Source organism: Mucilaginibacter sabulilitoris (assembly GCF_034262375.1).
Taxonomy (GTDB): domain Bacteria; phylum Bacteroidota; class Bacteroidia; order Sphingobacteriales; family Sphingobacteriaceae; genus Mucilaginibacter; species Mucilaginibacter sabulilitoris.
This window is the reverse complement of the sequence record NZ_CP139558.1, coordinates 7,200,865-7,223,251: the sequence shown is the minus strand read 5'-3', so window position 1 is coordinate 7,223,251 and position 22,387 is coordinate 7,200,865. Positions and strand designations below refer to the sequence as shown.

Annotated in this window: 20 protein-coding genes; 9 read left to right on the top strand and 11 right to left on the bottom strand. The window is 42.4% G+C overall.

The annotated features are described in order from the left end of the window. Positions 1 to 25: 25 nt before the first annotated feature. On the top strand, positions 26 to 2,077 hold the full coding sequence (locus SNE25_RS30460) for a M13 family metallopeptidase (protein ID WP_321562778.1): 2,052 nt from the start codon (positions 26 to 28) through the stop codon (positions 2,075 to 2,077). Positions 2,078 to 2,538: 461 nt separating this feature from the next. Here SNE25_RS30460 and SNE25_RS30455 read toward each other — a convergent pair whose 3' ends face one another. Beyond that, a complete protein-coding gene (locus tag SNE25_RS30455; RefSeq protein ID WP_321562777.1) occupies positions 2,539 to 3,486 on the bottom strand; it encodes a tryptophan 2,3-dioxygenase family protein in 948 nt (315 codons plus the stop codon). A 121-nt stretch (positions 3,487 to 3,607) separates the two neighbouring features. Here SNE25_RS30455 and SNE25_RS30450 point away from each other — a divergent pair, with 121 nt between their 5' ends. Continuing rightward, complete coding sequence (locus tag SNE25_RS30450) at positions 3,608 to 4,078, top strand: universal stress protein (RefSeq protein ID WP_321562776.1); 471 nt, start codon at positions 3,608 to 3,610, stop codon at positions 4,076 to 4,078. A 1-nt stretch (position 4,079) separates the two neighbouring features. On the opposite strand, the gene SNE25_RS30445 is transcribed toward SNE25_RS30450, so the two are convergent. After that, entirely contained in the window at positions 4,080 to 5,369 is a 1,290-nt protein-coding gene (locus SNE25_RS30445) for an HAD-IB family phosphatase (RefSeq protein ID WP_321562775.1), read from the bottom strand. 214 nt (positions 5,370 to 5,583) lie between these two features. Beyond that, complete coding sequence (locus SNE25_RS30440) at positions 5,584 to 6,552, bottom strand: NAD-dependent epimerase/dehydratase family protein (RefSeq protein WP_321562774.1); 969 nt, start codon at positions 6,550 to 6,552, stop codon at positions 5,584 to 5,586. Positions 6,553 to 6,728: 176 nt separating this feature from the next. On the opposite strand from SNE25_RS30440, the gene SNE25_RS30435 reads away from it, so the two are divergent. The 3 genes from SNE25_RS30435 to SNE25_RS30425 all read left to right on the top strand — a co-directional run bounded on the left by SNE25_RS30435 (position 6,729) and on the right by SNE25_RS30425 (position 10,370). Then, the gene (locus tag SNE25_RS30435; protein ID WP_321562773.1) at positions 6,729 to 7,910 is read left to right on the top strand and encodes a formimidoylglutamase; all 1,182 of its coding nucleotides are present in this window, start codon (positions 6,729 to 6,731) and stop codon (positions 7,908 to 7,910) included. Between the two features lie 55 nt (positions 7,911 to 7,965). Next, positions 7,966 to 9,138, top strand: a complete 1,173-nt coding sequence (locus tag SNE25_RS30430; protein WP_321562772.1) for a TlpA disulfide reductase family protein — start codon at positions 7,966 to 7,968, stop codon at positions 9,136 to 9,138. Between the two features lie 101 nt (positions 9,139 to 9,239). Beyond that, positions 9,240 to 10,370 (top strand): TlpA disulfide reductase family protein, encoded by a 1,131-nt coding sequence (locus SNE25_RS30425; protein WP_321562771.1) that lies wholly within the window; start codon positions 9,240 to 9,242, stop codon positions 10,368 to 10,370. 222 nt (positions 10,371 to 10,592) lie between these two features. Here SNE25_RS30425 and purD read toward each other — a convergent pair whose 3' ends face one another. From purD to SNE25_RS30405, 4 genes are all read right to left on the bottom strand, one after another. Further along, entirely contained in the window at positions 10,593 to 11,867 is a 1,275-nt protein-coding gene (gene purD, locus SNE25_RS30420) for a phosphoribosylamine--glycine ligase (RefSeq protein WP_321562770.1), read from the bottom strand. Between the two features lie 97 nt (positions 11,868 to 11,964). Then, on the bottom strand, positions 11,965 to 12,381 hold the full coding sequence (locus SNE25_RS30415; RefSeq protein ID WP_321562769.1) for an acyl-CoA thioesterase: 417 nt from the start codon (positions 12,379 to 12,381) through the stop codon (positions 11,965 to 11,967). Positions 12,382 to 12,473: 92 nt separating this feature from the next. Next, positions 12,474 to 13,511: an alpha/beta hydrolase gene (locus tag SNE25_RS30410; RefSeq protein ID WP_321562768.1), complete on the bottom strand. Its 1,038-nt coding sequence runs from the start codon at positions 13,509 to 13,511 to the stop codon at positions 12,474 to 12,476. A gap of 151 nt (positions 13,512 to 13,662) precedes the next feature. After that, the gene (locus SNE25_RS30405) at positions 13,663 to 14,478 is read right to left on the bottom strand and encodes an AraC family transcriptional regulator (RefSeq protein WP_321562767.1); all 816 of its coding nucleotides are present in this window, start codon (positions 14,476 to 14,478) and stop codon (positions 13,663 to 13,665) included. 152 nt (positions 14,479 to 14,630) lie between these two features. Here SNE25_RS30405 and SNE25_RS30400 point away from each other — a divergent pair, with 152 nt between their 5' ends. Continuing rightward, positions 14,631 to 15,581, top strand: coding sequence for an NADP-dependent oxidoreductase (locus tag SNE25_RS30400; RefSeq protein ID WP_321562766.1), 951 nt, complete (start codon positions 14,631 to 14,633; stop codon positions 15,579 to 15,581). Positions 15,582 to 15,650: 69 nt separating this feature from the next. Here SNE25_RS30400 and SNE25_RS30395 read toward each other — a convergent pair whose 3' ends face one another. Next, positions 15,651 to 16,010, bottom strand: a complete 360-nt coding sequence (locus SNE25_RS30395; protein WP_321562765.1) for a hypothetical protein — start codon at positions 16,008 to 16,010, stop codon at positions 15,651 to 15,653. A gap of 35 nt (positions 16,011 to 16,045) precedes the next feature. Then, on the bottom strand, positions 16,046 to 17,257 hold the full coding sequence (hmpA, locus tag SNE25_RS30390; RefSeq protein WP_321562764.1) for an NO-inducible flavohemoprotein: 1,212 nt from the start codon (positions 17,255 to 17,257) through the stop codon (positions 16,046 to 16,048). Positions 17,258 to 17,405: 148 nt separating this feature from the next. Between hmpA and SNE25_RS30385 the strand changes: the two genes are divergently transcribed. Both SNE25_RS30385 and SNE25_RS30380 read left to right on the top strand, forming a co-directional pair. Continuing rightward, entirely contained in the window at positions 17,406 to 17,843 is a 438-nt protein-coding gene (locus tag SNE25_RS30385) for an RrF2 family transcriptional regulator (RefSeq protein ID WP_321562763.1), read from the top strand. Positions 17,844 to 18,070: 227 nt separating this feature from the next. After that, positions 18,071 to 18,952: a DUF3078 domain-containing protein gene (locus SNE25_RS30380; RefSeq protein ID WP_321562762.1), complete on the top strand. Its 882-nt coding sequence runs from the start codon at positions 18,071 to 18,073 to the stop codon at positions 18,950 to 18,952. Between the two features lie 75 nt (positions 18,953 to 19,027). On the opposite strand, the gene SNE25_RS30375 is transcribed toward SNE25_RS30380, so the two are convergent. Further along, positions 19,028 to 19,666 (bottom strand): DUF1349 domain-containing protein, encoded by a 639-nt coding sequence (locus tag SNE25_RS30375; protein WP_321562761.1) that lies wholly within the window; start codon positions 19,664 to 19,666, stop codon positions 19,028 to 19,030. Between the two features lie 331 nt (positions 19,667 to 19,997). On the opposite strand from SNE25_RS30375, the gene SNE25_RS30370 reads away from it, so the two are divergent. Continuing rightward, complete coding sequence (locus SNE25_RS30370) at positions 19,998 to 20,888, top strand: OmpA family protein (RefSeq protein WP_321562760.1); 891 nt, start codon at positions 19,998 to 20,000, stop codon at positions 20,886 to 20,888. Between the two features lie 75 nt (positions 20,889 to 20,963). Here SNE25_RS30370 and SNE25_RS30365 read toward each other — a convergent pair whose 3' ends face one another. After that, entirely contained in the window at positions 20,964 to 22,115 is a 1,152-nt protein-coding gene (locus SNE25_RS30365; protein WP_321562759.1) for a hypothetical protein, read from the bottom strand. Positions 22,116 to 22,387: the final 272 nt, after the last annotated feature.

Here is a 22,387-nt window from a genome sequence, read left to right as displayed (position 1 = left end):
GTCTATAATTTAAAAAAAATAATTTATGAGAATTACAAAATGGGCTTTAGCGGCTATTCCTGTCGTTATCCTGGCATCATGCAGCCATAAAAAGGAAGGGGCATCAACAGAAGATGTACCAAAACGGACTGTTTTTTTTGATAAAAGCGGTATGGACACTACCGTAAAACCGGGCGACAATTTTTATTTGTATGCCAGCGGCGCCTGGTTAAAGAAAACCGAAATACCGGCATCGCAAAGGGGCTGGGGCTCATTTTATACGCTGTATGACGACAATCAGAAAAACCTGCACAAAATACTGGATGAAATTACCAAACAGGATAACCCTGCAGGCAGCAAGGAGCAAAAAGTGGCCGACTTGTACACAAGCGGTATGGATACTGTAGGTATCGAAAAACTGGGTTATGAACCGGTAAAACCACAACTTGCCAAAATTAACGCGGTAACCGATTATAAAGGCCTGATAAGCCTTGCGGCTGATGGCTATAAAAACGGCGACGGCTTTTTATTAGGATTTTATGTAGCCCCCGATGACCGGATCAGCAACATGAACATTGCCCATTTTGATCAGGCTGGTTTAGGTTTGCCAAACAAGGATTATTATTTCAATACCGATTCGGCCACAAAAAAAATACGCGCCGAATATGTAAAATATATAGCAAAGCTGTTTACCTTAACGGGCGTTGACGCGGCAAGCGCGGCAAAAAAAGCCGATGGCGTTTTAAAACTCGAAACGCTGATTGCCAAATCGCACCTTACCCCTACAGAACTGCGCGACCCGGTTAGAAATTATAACAAATTCGCCGTTGCCGATCTGCAAAAGCAAGTTCCGGATATCGACCTGAAAGATGCCTTTAAACGCATGGAACTGAATACTGATACGGTATTGGTAGGCCAGCCGGGTTATTTAAAGGCGCTGGATGGTTTGCTTAAATCGCAGCCTATTGATGTTTGGAAAGATAAAGCCGCATTTACCGCGCTTGATAACGCTTCAACAGCTTTAAGCAAAGCTTTCAGGGATGCTAACTTTGAGTTTAATGGCAAAACACTTAGCGGACAGAAAGTACAGCAGGAACGCTGGAAAACCGTTATTGAAACCGTTGATAACGGGATAGGCGAATTGCTGGGCCAGCTTTATGTTGAAAAATATTTTACTCCCGATGCCAAAGAGCGTATGCTTAAGCTGGTAAATAACCTGCAAAGCGTGTACAAATCGCGTATCGAAAAGCTGGACTGGATGAGCCCCGAAACCAAGGAAAAAGCATTGGCTAAGCTGGCTGCTTTCACCAAAAAGATAGGCTATCCTGATAAATGGAAAAATTACGATGATGTACAGATCAGTAAAGACGCGTACTACAAAAACCAGGAATCAATAGCCCGCCATAAATACAACGAAATGATTAAAAAGGCTGGCAAACCGGTTGATAAAACCGAATGGGGTATGACACCGCCAACGGTTAATGCCTACTATAACCCAACCTTTAACGAGATTGTTTTCCCTGCTGGCATACTGCAGTTCCCTTTCTTTGATAAAGATGCCGACGATGCCATTAACTATGGTGCCATTGGCGCGGTAATTGGTCACGAAATGACCCACGGTTTTGACGATCAGGGCCGCCAATATGATAAAGACGGTAACCTGAAAGACTGGTGGACCAAACAAGATGCCGACAAGTTTAAAAGCCGCGTGGGGCTGATGATTGAACAGTACAACAAGTTTACCGTACTAAACAACCTGCACGTGAACGGCAGCCTTACCCAGGGCGAAAACCTGGCCGATATTGGCGGTGTGGCTATTGCTTACGAAGCATTTAAAAATACGCCCGAAGGTAAAAGCGATAAAAAGATAGACGGCTTTACACCAGATCAGCGTTTCTTCCTGTCGTTTGGCCAGGTATGGCGCATCAAAACCCGCGACGAGACTATGCGTATGCGTATCAGCGTTGATCCGCACTCGCCCGAAATGTACCGTGTTAACGGACCGCTTTCAAACACCCCGGCGTTTTATAAAGCATTTGACATAAAACCGGGTGATAAACTTTACCGCCCCGAAAACGAGCGCGTAAAAGTTTGGTAGAAATAGTATCATAAGAAAAGCGAAACAGCCACCCGCAAGGTGGCTGTTTCGCTTTTTAATACGCCGTCATGCAGAACTTGTTTTCGGCATCCCGCATGCAAAGAACATTTAAGATACTTGTCCTGAGAGATCCTGAAACAAGTTCAGGATGACGGAGGGGATTTAGACGGTACAGGCTTTTATTACGTCAATAAATTTTAGTATATTTATATAAACAAAACAGCCCGGCTTTCTGCTCAGAAAGTCGGGCTGTTTTGTTAAGCATATAAACCGCTTAAAGCCGTTATTTGATATTAATAAGTTTACTGCCAGTTCATTAAAACTTCGTAAAATTTATAAACTGTCCCGAAAAGTGTTAAAACGAATAGTTTTGAATCATTTTGAAAACTTTTTGACAGGTTTTGATCGGCTTTTAACCGCTTTTGGGGCTTAATTATGTTAAAAAATATCTTTAAAAAGTTTTAGTTCAGTACGCTTTCCACCCAGGCTTTGCCCCAGTTTTCCAACTCTTCGGCGGTCCAGAGGGAGGGGTAAAAAATACGTTTCTGAAAACGGGGTGGCAGGTACTTTTGCCAGTTGGTGCCGCCAGTCGCCTTGATCTCCTCGGGCTCCCGGTTCAGGTACCGCACCGCCGATTTATAATGTGAGAGAGGCCAGTTGATATTTACGTTAACGTCTAACTGCTTGAGTTCCATTCGTAATTCGGGAGATAATTGGCCAGCGGCTTCAAACTGTTGGGCCAGCGCGTTAAAGTTGAGGTTGATATTTGCCCTGCCCAGTTCAATAAATGTCTTGGAATACTTTTTCTCGAACTGCTTGAGTGTCAGTGTTTTTTTGCCGGTCGACAGTTCGGTGGCGCCAAATTTCCAGTACAGGTATTCAAACTGGGCCTCCATAGGGGCGTTTTTGAGCTCCTCACGCTTATCCTGTGCTACCAGGTTTATAAAATCGGTGGCATATAGCTCAATCATGCGGTACTGGCCCGACTGGAACCCGCTGGCAGGCAGCAACGACATCCGGAATTTGAGGAACTGTTCCTTCTCCATCCCGTCAACCATAATCTCAAACGATTGGGTGAGGGCGCCAAAATACCGGTTAATGCGCTTCAGTCGTGCGGCGAAAAACTCGGGCGTAAGGGGCTGGCTTTCTGTTATTTGCCGACACTCGTGCAGGGCCAGTTTAAAATATAACTCGGTGATCTGGTGGTAGATAATGAATATTTCCTCGTCTGGAAAAGGTGTTTTAGGGTTCTGCAGGCTCAGCAGCGTATCCAGGTGAATGTAATCCCAGTAAGTTAAAAAATCGGCATGCAGCAGGCCGTCAAGGTAAGAGGTCATATCCTGGCCCATGGCCTCATATTTTTCCTGCAAACGTGCCAGGCGGTCTTCAATTTCAGGATGGAAATGCATGATCAAAGGTAATAAAAATGTGGTGAGGTCAATAAAGTGTAGATTATTGTTGCGGGCTGTGAAAAATGCGGAAACATTTTTGAATTGTAAATGTCTTTATAGCATAGTAAGCTTAAACCCAATGAAAATAACTAGAATATTAATAGGTGTTGACGATAGCCCTTATGCCCATAATGCTACGGCATATGGTTTTGATATAGCACGTAATTATAAAGCTTCGGTGGCTTTAGTTCATATTATTGAACCCACTATGATACCGCCTGGCGCCGGAGATAATTTAAGCGGCATGCCGATGGACAGTACCCTGGGCGTGCAGGAAGTGGAATTAAACAATATACAAACCAGCCAATCTAAGGTATTAATTGAACGTACCGTAAAGGAATTTGGCGAAGGGCTCGAAGTAACCACCTTTACGCAATATGGCCTGAGGGCCGATGGCATAATTGATTGTAGCAAAGAATTCAAGGCCGACCTTATAGTACTCGGAACCCATAAACGTTCTGGCTTTGACCGGTTAATAACCGGCAGTATAGCCGAGGAGGTGGTACGCCACGCGACAGTGCCGGTATTAGTAGTGCCCTTTGCAGAGTAGTTTAGTACAACAGCCTGAATTTAATGGTATGCTCAATGGCTTTTAGCTCGTTAAGCACCTGCGGATCATAGCCGGTGTTTACGTCGGTTATAACATAGCCTATCTGTGCGTTGGTAACCAAAAACTCACCAACAATGTTAATGTTGTGGCGGGCAAATACATCGTTTATTTTGGCCAGTATACCGGGTATGTTTTTATGTATGTGTATTAAACGGTGCGCATTGCTTACACGGGGTGGCTGCAGATCAGGGAAGTTACAGCTGGTATGCGTTTTTCCCTCATTCATAAAGGCCATTACCCTGCGCGGTATAAAGTCATTGTTATGCGGGTTATGCTTGGGGTCGTCAAATATAATAATGCCGCTTTCTGTAGCTGTATCGGCCAGTTTACGATTGCTTTTACCAAAAATGCCGATAACTTTTAATCTGCCGGCGTTTTGTATCTGCTCAGGAGTAGGTTGATTGGCTTCGTCGCAGAATAAAACACCCGCTTCTTCCAGGTATTTTTCTTCAATACTTTCACGGTGACGGATGTTGTAGCCTTCTTTTTTCATCTGCGCCAGCGCGTCATCGTCCACATCGCCAACTACTAAGCACTTAATGCGGTTTTTGGGGTATGATATGGCCCTGGGCAGTTTATTAAGATAAAGAAACTCGTCGAAACTGGGTGTAACATGGTCGGCTTTCTCGGCAACTGATTTACGTTCAATGTTTTCGGTAAAGGCAAAGAATTTTTTGATCATGCCCGATTCCTTCAACTGAAAATCAGAGTAGCCATCGCCAATGCCATAAATATCGCCGGGCAATTGAAGTTCCTTCAGCAGTTTTACCTTGCCGCCTTCCTGCGAGAGTGGGTTTTCCCTGTCGTAGCCAATGATCTTGCCATCCTCGTCGAATACAAAGGTGTTGGCATAGATATTTTCTTTCTTGATATGATACTCGGTTACAACCGGAGTAATAAACTCTTTAAAGCCCCCCGATACGATCAAAACCTCGTCCTGATGGTTTTTAAAGAATATGGTATTGCGTGAAAATGAGGTAGATACCTTTTTCTTAAGATGGGTAATGAGTTGCTTTAAATGGTCGCGATCGGCCTGTAACAATTTTACCCGGTTCTCCAAACTTTGGGTAAATGATAACCGGCCCTCCATAGAGGCGTTGGTCAGGTCTTCAATTTGTTTATAAATTTCCTCCCGGTCAGGATGATTTTTGAGAGAAATTCGGGCCAGTTCGTCAAGGGCCTCTACCTGTGTAAACGTGCTGTCGAAATCAATAATAAAGTACTGCTCCATCTTGGGTGCAAATGTGCGAAATTTTTTGCTGATGAGGGGGAAGGAGTTTAATATATTGACTCCATAGGGACAATAGAATGTGCACGATGGGGTATTAACCCACAAAACCATTGTCATTGCGAGGCACGAAGTAATCTCTTCAGAACAGTAACCGTTTAAATATGATTTGTATGTGGAGATTGCCACGCTATCGCTCGCAATGACAAATTTTATCTCACTGTTTCAACGCAGTGCAAACCTCCGATATCGTTTCGCTAACAGGTTTAAATGTAAAATTAATGGCTGCCTTAATTTTTGAATTGTCAAAATTGCGGATCTCAGAAGCTGCCCGGGCAGATGTTTTATCTATAAATGGATCTTTGCCTGTTATTGCTGCAATTGCAGCGGCCGTTCGCCAGGCCAGGCCCATCATCCAGGGTTTGGCTAATTTAGCAGGTGATTTTGTGCCAAAGCAATGTGCAATTGCAGTGGTCATAGCCTTATAAGTATAATTTTCGGCGTTTATGATATAGCGCTCGGCGGTAATATCGCTGTTCATGAGTGCAACCATACATTTGGCAACATCTTCCACATCAACAAAACCGCCACTACCGCCGGTATAAAATTTAAGGCCTTTTCGTACGGTCTCAAACAACGCCCCTGTACCACTTGTACCCGCGCTCACCCCTAAAATAAGGGAAGGGTTTACAATTACCGCATCCAAACCTTCCGCAATGCCACGCCAAACCTCCATTTCGCTTTCCAGTTTTGATATGGCATAACCGTCATTTTCGGCAGATTGTTCCAGGTGATGATTTTCGGTAATGAGTTCGCCCGGTTTAGCCACACTAATTGCCGCTATTGAACTTACGTGCACCATACGTATGCCCAGTTCGTTACACAAATTGACAAGGTTGGCCGTACCGGTAACATTGGTGGTGATCATGGGCTTTTTATCGGCTTGCTTTAATGACACCCAGGCAGCGCAGTGATATACTTGTGTAACGCATTCCAGCGCGTCGGCGAGCGCAAAAATGTCCATCATGTCGGCATCAACCCATTCTATATGGTCATTAAAGGGAGTAAGCAAGGCCGGTATTTTGGAGCTGCTGCGTTTTGTACAGCGGATATGCCCACCCGAATTAGCCAGTAACTTTGCCAGTTCGGACCCTAAAAAACCTGTTGCGCCGGTAACTAATATCATATTATGCAAATGTGATTATAAATGTGCAGATTTTAGATGTGCAAATGTGCAGATGTTGGAAATGATTTTTAGATATACAAATGATTTTAATAACAGTAATTCATAAATTCTTTAATTCATGTTCAGACAAAAAATCTGCACATTTGCACATCTGGAATCTACACATTTGAAATATTATGTCCCTAGCTGATTTTTTTACGCCCATAGATCTCAAAAAGATCGCTCCTAAAAAGGGGTATTATACCAGCCAACTGGGCGACAAAATTGTGCATTATTCTGTCGATTTTCCTGATCTGGAAGAGAAAACCGACCTGGCTATTATTGGCGTTATGGACGATCGTAACGCAATTGACAACCAGGGCTGCGCCCTTGGGCCGGATTATATCCGCGAAAAACTTTACCGGCTTCATGAAGGCGGCTACAGCGTAAAAATAGCCGATTTGGGCAATATTAAGGCTGGTGCAACAGTAACAGATACTTACTATGCTGTTAAAACGATAGTAAGTGAACTGATAAAAAAAGACATCATCCCCATTATACTGGGTGGCGGACAGGACCTTACCTATGCGCAATACCTGGGTTATGAAGAGCTGGAACAGAAGGTTGACCTGGTAGTGATCGATTCGCATTTCGACCTCGATGAGGACGAAACCGGCGAAACTATGGAAACTACCTCGCAGTCATATCTCAATAAAATATTTTTACATGAACCCAACTACCTGTTCAATTACAGTAACCTGGGCTACCAAACGTATTTTGCCAGCCAGGAAAGTTTGCGGGTAATGGATAAGCTTTATTTTGATGTGCACCGCCTGGGCGAACTGAGCGGTAATGTGGCCGTTACAGAGCCCGCTATCCGCAATGCCAGCATGATCAGTTTTGATATAGGGGCCATTCGCTCGGCAGATGCCATGGGCAATGCCAACGCCACTCCTAACGGTTTCTATGGCGAAGAAGCTTGTCAGCTATGCCGCTATGCCGGTTTTAATGACAAACTGAGCTCCATAGGTTTTTATGAGTTTAACCCTGCTTATGATAGTAATGGGCAAACCGCCACACAACTGGCGCAAATGATATGGTATTTTATTGAGGGAGTTTATAACCGCAAGCGCGATTTTCCGCTTAATCCTAAAAATCAATACCTTATTTATAAAACAAGTTTAAAGCACGAAGACCAGGAAGTGGTATTTGTGAAAAGTAAAAAATCAGACCGCTGGTGGATGCAGGTTCCTTACCCAACCGGCGGGTCACGTAATGAGCGCTTTCACCTGGTACCCTGCAGTTATGACGATTATAAAATGGCAGCATCCGGCGAACTGCCCGATCTTTGGTGGCGTACCTATCAAAAATTAAACTGATAATAACAATTCAGCACACTTTAACGTTAACAGTGCTTATAGTTTTTATATCCTGATGAAAAAAATACTTTTTTTTATAGCCGCGATGTTACCGGCAATGGCATTTGCTCAAACCGGCGATACATTTATCATAAACGGTAAAGTTGGTACCACAACTGCCCCGGCCAAAGTTTATTTGATATACCAGTTGGGCGCCAATAACGTAGTGGATTCGGCCAATGTTGCTGCGGGTACTTTCACTTTTAAAGGTACTATACTAAACCCGGTTAACGCCACGCTGGCTGTTGATTATAAGGGAATAGGCTTGAATAAATATATACAGGCGAATTATTCAGACGGGGGACAGTCAAAAACAGCCGATGATTTGAACCTCTTTCTGGAAAAAGGTACGATAACCGTTAATAGTAAAGACTCCATATCAAAGGCGCAGATTACCGGATCGACTTTGAATGATGATAACAGGAAACTAACCGCACAGCTTGCTGTAATTAATAAAAAAGCACAAGCCTTAATGGCCGAAGCAAAAGCTGCCACGCCGGAACAGCAAAAATCGCCCGATTTTCAGAGCAGGATGCAGGCCCGCTATAAGAACATTCAGGCAGAGCAAAAAGCCGCGCTTAAAAACTTTATTACCAATAATCCCAATAGCTACCTGAGTTTGCTGGCTATTAATTCGGTGGCTGGTCCGGCACCTGATCCGGCAGAGATTGAACCTTTGTTCAATGGTTTGTCTCAAAGTTTAAAGGATTCGGAAACAGGTAAAAACTTAAAACACGGGATTGATGCCTTAAAGGTAACGGCTATAGGCGCTGTGGCTCCCGACTTTACACAGAATGATGCAAACGGAACTCCTGTTAAGTTATCATCTTTCAGGGGTAAATACGTGCTGCTTGATTTTTGGGCGTCATGGTGTGGCCCGTGCAGGCAGGAAAATCCAAATGTTGTACGCAACTACAATAAATACAAAGCAAAAAATTTCACTGTCGTAGGGGTATCGTTAGATAAACCAGAAGGTAAAGCGGCCTGGCTTGCAGCCATCAAAAGCGATGGGCTGGAGTGGACACAGGTTTCGGATCTGAAATTCTGGAACAATGAAGCCGCCGCCCTTTATCAGGTAAGCTCTATTCCCCAAAACTACCTGATCGATCCAAATGGAAAGATCATTGCCAAAAACCTTCGCGGAGAAGACCTGGATGCTAAACTGCAGGAACTATTCGGGAAGATATAATCGTAGTTCATTTACAACAGAAGGTATTATTGTAATTATTTAATAGGTAAGTATTTAGAATAGTTGAAATAATACTAATTTGCATTATGAACATTAGCACAATGAAAAAAATAACTTTATTAATATTGGCGGGTTTACCCGCCTTTGTTTTTGCGCAAAATGCCAAATATACCGTACAGGGCAAAATAGGCGAAAATAATGCGCCGGCAAAAGTGTATCTTCAATACCGTCAGAAAGGAAAAACGGTTACAGATTCTGTTACCTTGACTGGTGGTAAGTTTGAGTTTAATGGTAAAGCAGAGACTAATCCGGTAAGTGCCTATATTGTTTTTAATAGTAAAGGTAACGGCTCAGGTAATTCCGATGATTACCGCTCTATTTACCTTGAACCCGGCGTAATTAATATAACCACTGCCGATGTACTGGCTAACGCGAAAATTGGCGGTACTAAAACTAACGACGATAACGAGAGATATAATCTTGCGCAAAAGCCCGTAAATGATGCTTACGAAGCCCTTGCCGAAAAGCGGAAAGCAGCCACCCCTGAACAGCAAAGCTCGCCTGAATTTGCCAAACAATTATCCATAGAGGAAAAAGCTATTGATGATAAAAGCGCGGCCACTGATAAGCAATTTATTAAAGATAACCCCGATTCATATATAAGCTTAAATGCGCTCGAAGGTTATGCTTACAGCGCCGATTATGTAGATATTGCTCCGTTATTTGACGCATTAAGCCCTGCTGTAAAACAAACAGAAGCCGGTAAAAAGTTTGCCGAACGCATGCCTAAACTAAAGGCTGTAGCATTAGGTGCAACAGCGCCTGAGTTTGCTGAAGCTGACACCAGCGGAAAGGTGATCAGCCTTTCATCATTCAGGGGTAAATATGTTTTGGTTGATTTCTGGGCATCGTGGTGCGGTCCTTGCCGCAGGGAAAATCCTAATGTGGTAAAAGCCTATAATCATTATAAAGGTCAAAAATTTACCATTTTAGGAGTGTCGCTTGACAGGCCCAATGCTAAAGATAAATGGCTGGCTGCTATCCATAAAGATGGCCTTGCCTGGAACCACGTATCCGATTTGAAATTCTGGGACAGTAAAGCCGCCAATTTATACGCGGTGCGGGGTATCCCTCAAAACTTTTTGATCGATCCTAACGGGAAGATCATCGGTAAAAACCTGAGAGGAGACGATCTGGAAAATAAACTGGCCGAAATTTTTGGAAAGATTTAGTTGTTTCATTAGTGATATTCAGCAAAAAAGGCCTGTTCATGTTATGTGAATAAGCCTTTTTATTCAAATGTCATTTCGACGAACGACGAGGGTTATGAGCGTCTGCGTAAGGAGAAATCTTATGTGCTGTGCTTTAATGCCGTATAAGATTTCTTCTCGTACCTCGAAATGACATCGGGTAGAATTGCCACCAATGAACTAATCAACCGGTGAACTAATAACCTATAGAAGGTCAAACCCGATGTCTCTTCTGAAATACATGCCATCATAATAAATGCGGCTGGCATCGGCAGTAGCTTGTTGCAATGCCTTGAACATATCGTCCTGTAGGGTGGTTATGGCTAAAACGCGACCGCCCGTTGTGATCACGTTTTCACCATCATTGCCTGTACCGGCATGAAAAACGATAGATTCACGCACATTCTCGGTTCCGGTTATTACTTTGTTTTTCAGGTATTCGCCCGGATAACCGCCTGCAACCATCACCACGGTAGCTGCGGTTTTAGGACTAATGGTTAATTCCTTTTCGTTCAGATTGCCATCAGCAACACCTAACAACAGGTCAACAAAGTCTGAATCGATACGGCGCATAACACTCTCTGTTTCCGGATCGCCCATGCGGCAGTTGTATTCAATTACCCATGGTTCTCCATCGCTGTTCATCAGGCCAATAAAAATGAACCCTTTATATGGGATATTGTCCTTTTTTAAACCTTCAATGGTAGGGATAATTACTTTTTCTTCTACCTTTTTCATATAGGCAGCATCGGCAAATGGCACCGGCGAAACGGAACCCATGCCACCGGTATTTAAGCCAGTATCGCCTTCGCCAATGCGTTTGTAATCTTTGGCTTCGGGTAATATTTTATAGTTGTTACCATCGGTCATTACAAAAACCGAAAGCTCAATGCCTTGTAAAAATTGTTCAACAACCACGCGTGAGCTGGCTTCGCCAAATTTGGCTTCTGCAAGCATCTGGGTAAGCTCAAGCTGGGCCTCCTCAAGGGTAAGGCATATCAGTACGCCTTTGCCCGCCGCCAGGCCGTCTGCCTTTAATACAACCGGCAAACCCGCCGTAGCCAGGTAGGTAAGTCCCTCCTGTAAAGTATCTTTAGTGAAAGTTTTATAAGCAGCGGTAGGTATGTTATGCTTTTGCATAAACTGTTTAGAGAAATCCTTGCTGCCCTCAAGCTGGGCGGCTTCCTGCTGCGGCCCTACAACCGGGATGTTTTTCAACTGCTCATCGGCCAGAAAAAAATCATGTACGCCCTTTACCAGCGGTTCTTCGGGGCCAACCAATACCAGGTTAATAGCATTGCTTAATACAAAGGCCTTAATGCCTGTAAAGTCGGTAACTTTGAGGTTAACGTTGGTGCCATATTGCTGTGTGCCGGCGTTGCCCGGGGCAATAAACAAGTTCTGGCATTTAGGGCTTTGAGCTATTTTCCAGGCGAAGGCGCTTTCCCTTCCGCCCGAACCGAGGATCAGGATATTCATGGCGGCAAAGATAGTTATTTGCCCGACAACCTTAAACGTAAAAAGTCCCCCGGATTGTTACCGGAAGACTTTTTACGAGGGGGAATTGAAATAAATATTAAACTTCTAATACCGGAGCGTCCTTTATCTTTTCAAGTACCGATGCAGGCAAATATGGCCTGCCGCCTGTGGCTGGTACGCAGGTGCCGGTAAACACCGCTTTGGTCATTACTTTATTGTTTAGGATGATTGACTGTTTAAAATGCAGTTTCGGGGCGCCAGAGTTGTCGGCAAACAACTCACAGGTAACCTTAAACTCATCGCCTTTTTTTAGCGACCTTAAAAAGCTGATGCTATAGTTTGATAAAACCATGAATACGCCATTTTTTGCCTCTGTTTCAAAGTCAAATCCAAGTACTTCCCTGATATAATCATGCCTGCAATACTCCATATAAAAAGGGTAGTATAAACCATCCATAATTTCCTGAACATCTATATGCTCGTCCTTCGCCACGTAGGTTTTTGAATATTCCATAATATGTATTTTCTAAATAGGCGGTAAATATATAAAACAAAAAATCCCGGCTATGGCAAGCCGGGATTTTGTTGGTCATGATTACATCATGTTTATTTAGCGAGTGCATTTTTAACTTCGGTACCTGCCTGAACCATGACAGCCTGAGTGCCGGGAACATGAGCTATAGGGTTAAGCAGTCCCCAGTCATGGATCATGCCGTTGTAACGCATTGATTTTACTTTAACACCAGCTTCATCGAGTTTACGGGCGTAGGCTTCACCTTCGTCGCGCAATACATCATTTTCGGCTACCGCTATTACAGCAGGGGGTAGTCCTTTTAACTGGTCGAGTGTAGCTTGTAATGGCGACGCATATATTTCTTTGCGTTTGGCAGGGTCGGTAGTGTAATTATCCCAAAACCATTTCATAACACTTTTGGTCAGAAAACGATCGGTGGCAAATTTGTTGTATGATTCTGTTTCAAAATTAGCATCGGTCACTGGCCATAACAATACCTGTAACTTAATTTCAGGGCCTTTTTTATCTTTAGCCATTAGTGAAACTGCAGCGGCCATATTACCGCCTACACTGTTACCTACAACGGCCAAACGTGTGTTGTCTACATTAATTTCGCTGCCATTTTCGGCAACCCACTTGGTAGCGGCATAAGCCTGGTTTATTGCTGTAGGGTATTGTGCTTCGGGCGATGGCGTGTAATTTACAAATACCGCGGCTGCATCTGACGCTACCACAATATCACGAACCAAACGTTTGTGGGTAGGGAAATCGCCAAGTACCCAGCCACCGCCGTGAAAGAACATGAAAACAGGTAACACACCGCTTGCGCCGGCCGGTTTAACAATATGTAATTTGATGGGCTCGCCATCAGGAGTAATAGTTTTTTCGTCGATAGTGATATCTGAATAATCAAATTTTACAGATTCCTGTGCTCCGGTTAATACAGCACGTGCATCTTTTGGTGAAAGTTCTTCGAGTGGTTTACCTGTACCTGAATTTAATACTTTTAAGAATGCTTTAACATTACTTTCAATGTGAGGGTCCTGTTGAGGATCAATTGGGGTTTGAGCCCCGGCACTCATTGTTAAAATAACAGAGGCCGGTTTGTTGGGAGTGTTTTGAGTTTCCATATGCGTATGTTTTTAATAATTGATCATTCATTTAAGCATAACAAAGATACATCTGTAAATAAGGTCACTCAATGCACGATTCTATACATATATAGCACATTTCTCCTGCGGAGACTTTCGTTGTTATATCCTGTTGAAAATCAAAAGGCTGCTAAGAGACCTGAAGGTTAACAGGCGCAATATTTGCCCTGATATTCTTTTTAAACTGCGCGGGCGATTCTCCTTTGTATTTCTTAAACGTTTTGGTAAGGTGGCTTTCATCGGTAAAGCCAAGTTCAAAAGCAATTTCGTTTAATCGCATATTACTGTAGCGCAGCCGGGTTTCGGCAAGGGAGAGTTTATAATTGATGATAAATTGCTGCAGGTTTTCGCCGGTTTGTTTTTTAAAATACTCGCTGATGTAGTTTGAGGAGATATTAAAATGTTCGGCAATGATTTCTGCTTTCAGTTTCTCGGGATCATAAACATTCAGGTGTATGTAGTTTACAATCTGGAGTGCAACAACATCGCCGCCTGTTTTGGCATCGCATTTAACGGTAATGTTTCGGGCTACAATAGTGATGAGGGTATTAATGAGCTGTTCTACCACTTCTTGTTGCATTGCTTGTCCAAGTTCGTACTCGGCAACAATGGCATCTACAATAGCCGCAGTAAGTGGTTTATCCCTTTCATTTTTAATAATATCTCCCTGATCTTGCTTGCTCTGAAAAATATAATCGAGCTTTTTGGCCCAGGTCCCGGATTTTCGCCGGTCGCCTTTATCAAGTACCCCTTTAAGATAAATGTTGTTAAAGCGTACGAAAATAAAGGAAGTAAGCTGATCTACCGTAAAATGATGTGTCATCATGGGGCTCAGTAAATACAGGCTGCCGGGCCCATATCTTAAATCGTTACCATTAATGTTGTGTATGCCCTCACCTTCGATAATATAAACCAGCTCAAAAAACGTGTGCTGATGGACTTTCATTGGGCACTCGTTTGATTTGAGCAAATAAATATCAAAAGGTTGAAAGAGATTTTCGGTTCGCATATCCTTAAAAACTACGTCTTTGTCCCAAAAATGTACAAGATTTACCAGCCGGTTCTTCCGACATTTGGGTATTCAAAAATAAAGATAACATGAAAGCAATAATATTAACAGAAAACGGCGATATAGATAAACTGGTTTTAAAAGAAATTGACAAACCTGTTATTAAAGCCGATGAGGTTTTGATAAAAACAAAGGCTATTGGCATTAACCCTGTTGATACTTTTGTACGGAAAGATGAGGCTTACGTAAAAAGAAAATTGTTAATAGCACCAGGCGAGCAGATGATATTAGGATGGGATGTATCGGGCACCGTTGTAGAGGCCGGGAAAGACGTAACTGAATTTAAAGTTGGCGATGAAGTGTTTGGAATGGTAAAATTTCCAGGCCATGCCAAAGCTTATGCGGAGTATGTGGCCGCACCTGAAAGCCATTTGGCCCTAAAACCTGCCAATATATCGCATACCGAGGCTGCTGCGGCAACACTTGCCGCTTTAACCGCGTGGCAGGCACTGGTTACTAATGCGAAAGTAAAATCCGGCGATAAAGTGCTTATTCATTCGGCAGCGGGTGGGGTAGGTCATTATGCTGTTCAGATAGCCAAATATTTTGGAGCTTACGTAATAGGTACAGGATCGGGAGCGAGCGAGGAGTTTATATTAGCACAGGGCGCCGATGAGTTTATTAATTACGGTAAGGAAAAGTTTGAGGACAACGTACAAGACGCTGATATTGTGATCGACGGGCTGTTTGGCGACCACATATTACGTTCAATAGATGCTGTTAAACGCGGCGGCAGGTTAGTAAGCCTTATCGCTTTTTTTGAGGGCGAAATTGCTGAAAAGGCAAAGGCTAAAGGAGTGCAAACTTACCGGCTTGCGGTAGAATCAAACGGTGACGATATGAAACAGATAGCAGATATGCTGAAAGAAGGCAGCCTGAAATCATACATTTCTGATGTGTTTAGTTTTGAGGATATCCCTGCTGCGCATGAAATGGTGGAGAGCGGCAAAACCAGGGGTAAAATAGTGATTGAATTATAATGTCCTTATGCAAGCAATAAAAGCAAAGAGCCGGCTTCAAGCCGGCTCTTTGCTTTTATAAAGAATATATTAATTATAGCAAAATACTACTATCAGTATCATGGCTATATGAATCAGTAAGCTTAAAAAGAAGGTAGCAAGTGTGGTGCGTATACCTGAACCGCACATATTGGCCACAAATGTGGTAAAAAAACAGGTAGTGGTAACGGCTAATACAATTACGGGCGCATTGTAGTAATAAATTAAAACGGCAGGTACTGCCAGTACTAATGTACCGTGTACCATTAAATTAACAAACCACCATAAGGCATGCATTGGTTTTTGCGTGTCAGCAAATTCATTGAATTTTTTTATAACGTTAAATGTTTCATGACTGGTTTCTTGTTTCACTGTCCAGTTAACCGGAACTGTAGTTTTTAAAGTGTTCATGATATTTGATTTTTAATAATGCGTTTATATTGTTATTAATTTAAGGAGAGCAGCTGAGGGCCAAACTCTTCAAAATAAATGTGTTGCTTGTTTACACCTGCGTCCACCAGGTCGTGATATTGCTTTTGGATAAACACCGAAGGGCCGCATATAAAATAATGCGCATCTGGCCTCAGGTTTAAAGACGGCACCTTGTTAATATCCAGAAAACCCTCTAAAACGCCTGCGTCCTTGTTTTCATCGGTTGCCTGGTTATAAAAAACATGCTGCTGCACGTTGGTTTTTGTTTTTACAATATCATTCAGCTGATTCCTGAAAGCATGTACAGACTCATCGCGGCAGCCATGGAGCCAGGTAATCGGATGGCTGTAATCGCTTTCAACAAGGCTGTTCAACATACTCAATAATGGCGTAATACCCACACCTCCGCTAATGAGGGTAACCGGAGCATCGATATCAGGAGCAAGGGTGAAGTTGCCCGCCGGTGCAGTAAGGTCAACTATATCATTTTCATTAATAAAATCATGCAGCCTGTTGCTGATCATGCCGTCGGTATCCAGATTGGTGCCTTTTTCTTTCTTTACAGAAATGCGGTAATATTCATTCCCCGGCGCACTTGATACACTGTATTGACGGGCTTGCTTCAAATTAAGCTGCGGCAAGAATAAGCGTACGCTGATAAATTGCCCGGGCTGGTGCGGTGTTACTTTGCCACCATCGGCAGGGTAAAGGTAAAATGAAGTAATTTCTGCAGATTCGAGCATTTTTTTACCAACTTTAAAAGGTCGCCAGCCTGTCCAGCCGTTAGTCCTGTTAGTTTGCTGCTCATATAAATTGGCTTCATGACCGGACATTAAAGCCGCCAGTTGATTATAGGCCGCTGTCCAGGCGTCAACAATTTCAGGCGAAGCAGCATCGCCTAATACTTCTTGTATGGAGGCTATCAGGTGCCGGCCAACAATGATATAATGCTCGGGGCGTATATCCAGGCTGATATGTTTTTGACCAATGCGGTCAACCACCGGGATCAGCACAGTCGGGTCTGCTATATGTTCGGCGTAGGCCAGCACCGCCATTGCTAATGCGGTTTGCTGTTTGCCACTTTGCTGGTTACCCATATTAAACATGTTCCGGAGTTCGGGGTGGTGGGTAAACATCCTGTTGTAAAAATATTTGGTTAGCAGTACGCCATTTTCTTTCAGTACCGGAACGGTAGCGGTAATGAGTATTTTTTGTTCGGTTTTCATAATGAATATATTAATACCTTTTTATCTTTTATTATTGTGCAATGATCGCGCGCTTTGATGATTGGACAGGACAAATCTATACATTAAAAAAATAAAAGACAAAAATATCTTTTATTAATTTTTTTGTTAATTTTGTGCTTATAGTATTATGGCAATTTTTTCAAAAACATGTGAGTACGCTATAAGAGCTGTATTTTTTATAGCGCACAAAACGGCATCAGGCAGCAGGGTAGGTATTAAAGATATTGCCATCGGTATCGACTCGCCCGAACCTTTTCTGGCTAAAATACTGCAGGACCTAAGCCGTAAAGGACTTATTAGTTCTTTCAAAGGGCCGCATGGCGGCTTTTATATGGATGCACCTGCTTTATCGCGCCCGTTGAGTGAAATAGTAGAGGCTGTGGATGGCAATAGTTTATTTAATGGATGTGCCCTTGGCTTAAAACAATGCTCTGAAATTAACCCCTGCCCGCTGCATAACGAGTTTAAGGATATCCGTAACCGGATACATCTGATGCTCAGTACAACCACCATCGGCAACTTTAATGAGGAGCTTATGTATGGTTTACTCTCCCTAAAAAAATGAACATTAAACCCACTCGGGCTTATTAGTTTAACAGTTATATCAACTTCAGGAAATAATAACAAATAATAAATTACGATATTTGTCAGGCGTCTGTCAGGGCTATAGAAAAAATAACCCAGAGAAACGGGTAAAATAGTAAAACCATATTAACGTATATGAGCAATTTATTATGGAGATAAGGATAAATGGCAGATTAGCTTTTTAGCTCATTAAACATCTTAATTCTTATGAAAAAACTCAGTTTATTATTAGCCGCGTTGCTCATAACTGTGATCAGTTATGCGCAGGATGCCCCCAAAGCCGACACTACAAAAATATGGACAATTCACGGCGAAAACACATTTCTGATCAGTCAAAGTTCCTATTCTAACTGGTCGGCCGGTGGCGTAAATGCCTTTGCCGGTAACCTTATTTTCAATTATGATTTTAATTATAAAAGAGATAAATGGAGCTGGGATAATAAGGTGATACTGGGATATGGTTTAAGCAAGCAACAGGATGCAGGCTGGCGCAAAAACGACGATAGAATAATTCTGAACAGTTTGCTCGGGCGGCAGGCTTCCCAATACTGGTTGTACACCTTTTATATGAATTTCCAGACCCAATTTACCAAAGGGTATGATTATACTACGGAGCCTAAAACATTAATCTCGAATATTTTTGCCCCGGCTTACCTTACTTTCGGGCCGGGTTTTGCCTATAAGCGTTCAGATAATTTCAGGGTAAATATATCGCCTGCGGCCGCTCGTATCATTATGGTGAATGATGATTATCTTTCTTCGATAGGGGCATTTGGTGTTACACCCGGCAGCAAAAGCCTTTTCCAGTTTGGCGCTTCGCTCGATGCTTATTACAAGGTTAACCTGGTGCAGAACATCAGCCTCGAAAATATCCTGAAACTATATTCCGATTATTTACACAAGCCCGGAGATATCTATACTGATTATACCGCAAATCTTTTTATGAAAGTAAACAAGTTTGTTACGGTTAATGCGGGTGTGCAACTCATTTATGATGGTAAAACCAGAATCCCGAATGAAGATGGCAGCACCAAGATTGCCCTTCAGGTAAAACAGATTTTAGGCGCGGGTATAACATATAAGTTCTAACCTATCCGCGATTATAAAACAAAAAGCCCCAGGCAATCATATGATTGCCTGGGGCTTTTTGTTTTGGAAGCTTTTTTACTTTACCGCTTCTACCTTAAAGTTTTCAAAAGTAACCGGGAAACTTTGCTTGCCGGGAGCGGCAGCTACCATACCAATCTGTACTTTTTTATCGGGCGGAAAATAGGCCAGGCGCAGCATATCGTACTTTTGGCCGTCAAAGGAATATTTAATTTCCACATAATCGCCTTTACGGAGTAATTTGAGCCAAACCGATTTGGGACTATTATGGCGCGGCACTACCGACCAATCAGAAACTTCACGGGTTACCACAGCACTGATGTTTTGAACGCCGTCAACAAATTCAATTCCGGTCTTGATCCAGTTTTTCTCGTCAATACGTACCATTAAACCGGCCTGATGAAAAAGCTCACGATAGTTACCGCTTACCTTTACACTGGCTTCAAAGTTTCCGGCCATTTCCTGGTAGTAGAAAGGCCCGTTATCGCGCTTAAAGCCATAATGGGTAACCTGCCAGTAATCGGTACCGGGGTCAACAGTAAAAGTTAGTTTTGTGGCATTGCCCGTCCATGTAGATGGTTTATTAAACCAATTCATGGCTGGCTGGCTTTGAGCAAAACTGCCTGTAACAGCGAGTAAACAGATCATGGCAGTGAGTTTAATTTTTTGATGCAGGGTGTGACAGGATGTTTTCATTTTTTTAGATGTATAGTGTAGGGCCAAGATAATAATTATACCGGGTGATAACAGGTTTACATTTATACACCTATGGGGTAGTTGTTGAAATTGGCACAAAAAATGTGTAACAAGAAAGCGGTAAAGTATAATTTACAGATGTTGATTTTTAGCAGACTATAAAATTTAATGGCATAATGGCCGTTATTGCAATGCACATTATTAAGTTATGAGCAAGCATGCGTTAAGAGATTGTTATTAGAGATATTACCGCAGGCTTAACCCCAAAACAAAACTTTATACTTAATAATTAGTTGGTTATAATGTATATATTTAAATAAAAATAAAAACTATGAAATATCGAATATCCGTGCTGGCTCTGCTCGTTGTAGCAATATTGAGCCAAAGCTGCGTAAGCAGTAAAAAATACAAAGAACTGGATGCCAATTACACGCAACTGCAGAATAGCACCCGCGATTTGAGTGTAAAATATCAAACCAGTGAACAAGCCCTCGCGTTGGCAAACGGCCGGGTAAAAAGTTTGGAAGAGCAATTAGCCTCTGAAAGGAATAACGTAAAAGCATTACAGGAAGCGCTTAACAAGTGTTTAAATAGCAGCAGCCAGGGCAATGTGAATATCTCTAAACTGGTTGATGAGATCAATAGTTCAAACAAGTACATACAGCAATTGGTAAACGCCAAAAGCAAAAGCGATTCGCTTAATATGGTGTTGACTAATAACCTTACCCGCTCATTAAGTCCTTCAGAAGCGCAGGGTGTTGATGTGAAAGTATTGAAAGGTGTTGTTTATATTTCGCTTTCTGATAACATGCTGTACAAATCAGGCAGCTATGAAATATCTGACCAGGCTGGCGCAACTCTGAGCAAAATTGCCAAGATCATTAAAGATTACAGCAACTATGATGTGCTGATTGAAGGTAATACCGATAACGTGCCAATCAGCCAGAAAAATATCCGCAACAACTGGGACCTGAGTTCTTTAAGAGCCTCATCAGTAGTACAGGCGCTGCAAAACAATTACGCGGTTGACCCTAAACGTTTAACCGCAGGCGGCCGTGGCGAGTATAACCCAATTGCCGATAATAATACACCTGATGGTAAAGCCAAAAACAGGCGTACCCAAATCATCATTACTCCAAAACTTGATCAGTTTATGGACCTGATTGGTAAAGCTCCGGATGCGCAGTCAACAACTCCGCCAGCAACAACGCCTCAACAATAATTTAAAATTGACTAAAAATAAAGAGAGCTGTCCAGAAATGGACAGCTCTCTTTATTTTAGGATACTCAAATAATGTTAGTGTAAAAGCGACAGTGTATCTGTTACCAAATGATTAGGTGTTAAGTTGGTTGGGGTTTGTATACCAAACTCTGCTTCTTTGGTACCCGCGCCGCGACTTAAAGGTTCTTTAAAAAGCTCGTAGTAAAATAAAAAATTACAGTTGGGCTTATATTGGCTATGCATCAGTGTTAAAAAGCCGCCCTTCCCAAGATGGTTAGGATTATCAGAAGCTTTTGGGGTGCCGCCAAAAGATATACCAGTTTCTGTTAACCCTACCTGGCTCACCAGCGTCGACGGGAATTTTAATTTTAAGCGAGTAATAGCCTGGTTGGCCATTGCTACATCCGTTGGATTAACGTTATGGCTTTTATCTGTACCATATTCGCTGTCATTATACCAGTCGAGCCCCATGAAACTTAGCTTTTTACCCTGAGCTAACATGTCTGTGGCAAATTTTACAAATAAGCCATAGTGTATCCAGCTGTAGTTCATACCTACTTTAATACCATTGTTAACTGCTTTAACGCCACTGTAAACGCCTTTCATATAGTGCAGGTAAGCTCTGTACTTTCTCATATCGTATTTGGTGTCATTTTCGTTGTCGGTAGGTACACCGGTTCCATAAGCTCCGGGTTTAAGCAAGCCGGCATCAGGATCAAGTTCGAGCTCATTATACACTTGTAAAAATTGGAATTTACCATTGTATAACGTTGCAAAGCCGTTGCCTTTGGTATATCCCTGCTGGTAAAAATTATTAATTTCGGTAGCGTTATAGCCCGTATCAACAGCTGGTAATGGCAGGGTAGGATTACCAAATACTACCATGATGCCCATGCCGGCATTATAAACAGAATCGGCAAATACGGAGAAGGAGGCATTGCCGGGAACTCCTGAAGAGTTGGTAGTTACATCGGCACGGAAAAAGTTCCAGTTCATGATCCTCGCCAGCTGCATGGCGTAACCAATTTTGTTGGCTGTGTAATCGCCGTTATTAATTGATCCGAAATGCACACTGGCACCATACAAACTATCGGTGCGCGTTGTTCCCGAAAATGTACGTTGTGTGGTTGTTTTGTTTTTGCCTGTAACCGTGCTGCCCGGATTTACAAGCTGTTTATTCTGGCAAGCGGCCAGCAATAAAAGAGCGGGTAGAAGTAATTTTTTCATATATGAGGTTATTAGGTTTGTGTGATATAAATATATATTAATACATATGTTAATCAATGTGTTGATTGTTATTTTTATATAAATTCATATCACATATATTATTCATTGATTTGGTTCGATTTATTGGTGATATTAATAAGCATTCAGATTATTAGCTAACAAAAAGGATCATTGGAAGAAACAGGTTGCCTCGTCTTCCCGGATGAGCCTTATTAAGGAAACATTATTGTTACAAAGACATTTAAAAACAACATTGCTTTTCAGGCAATTTC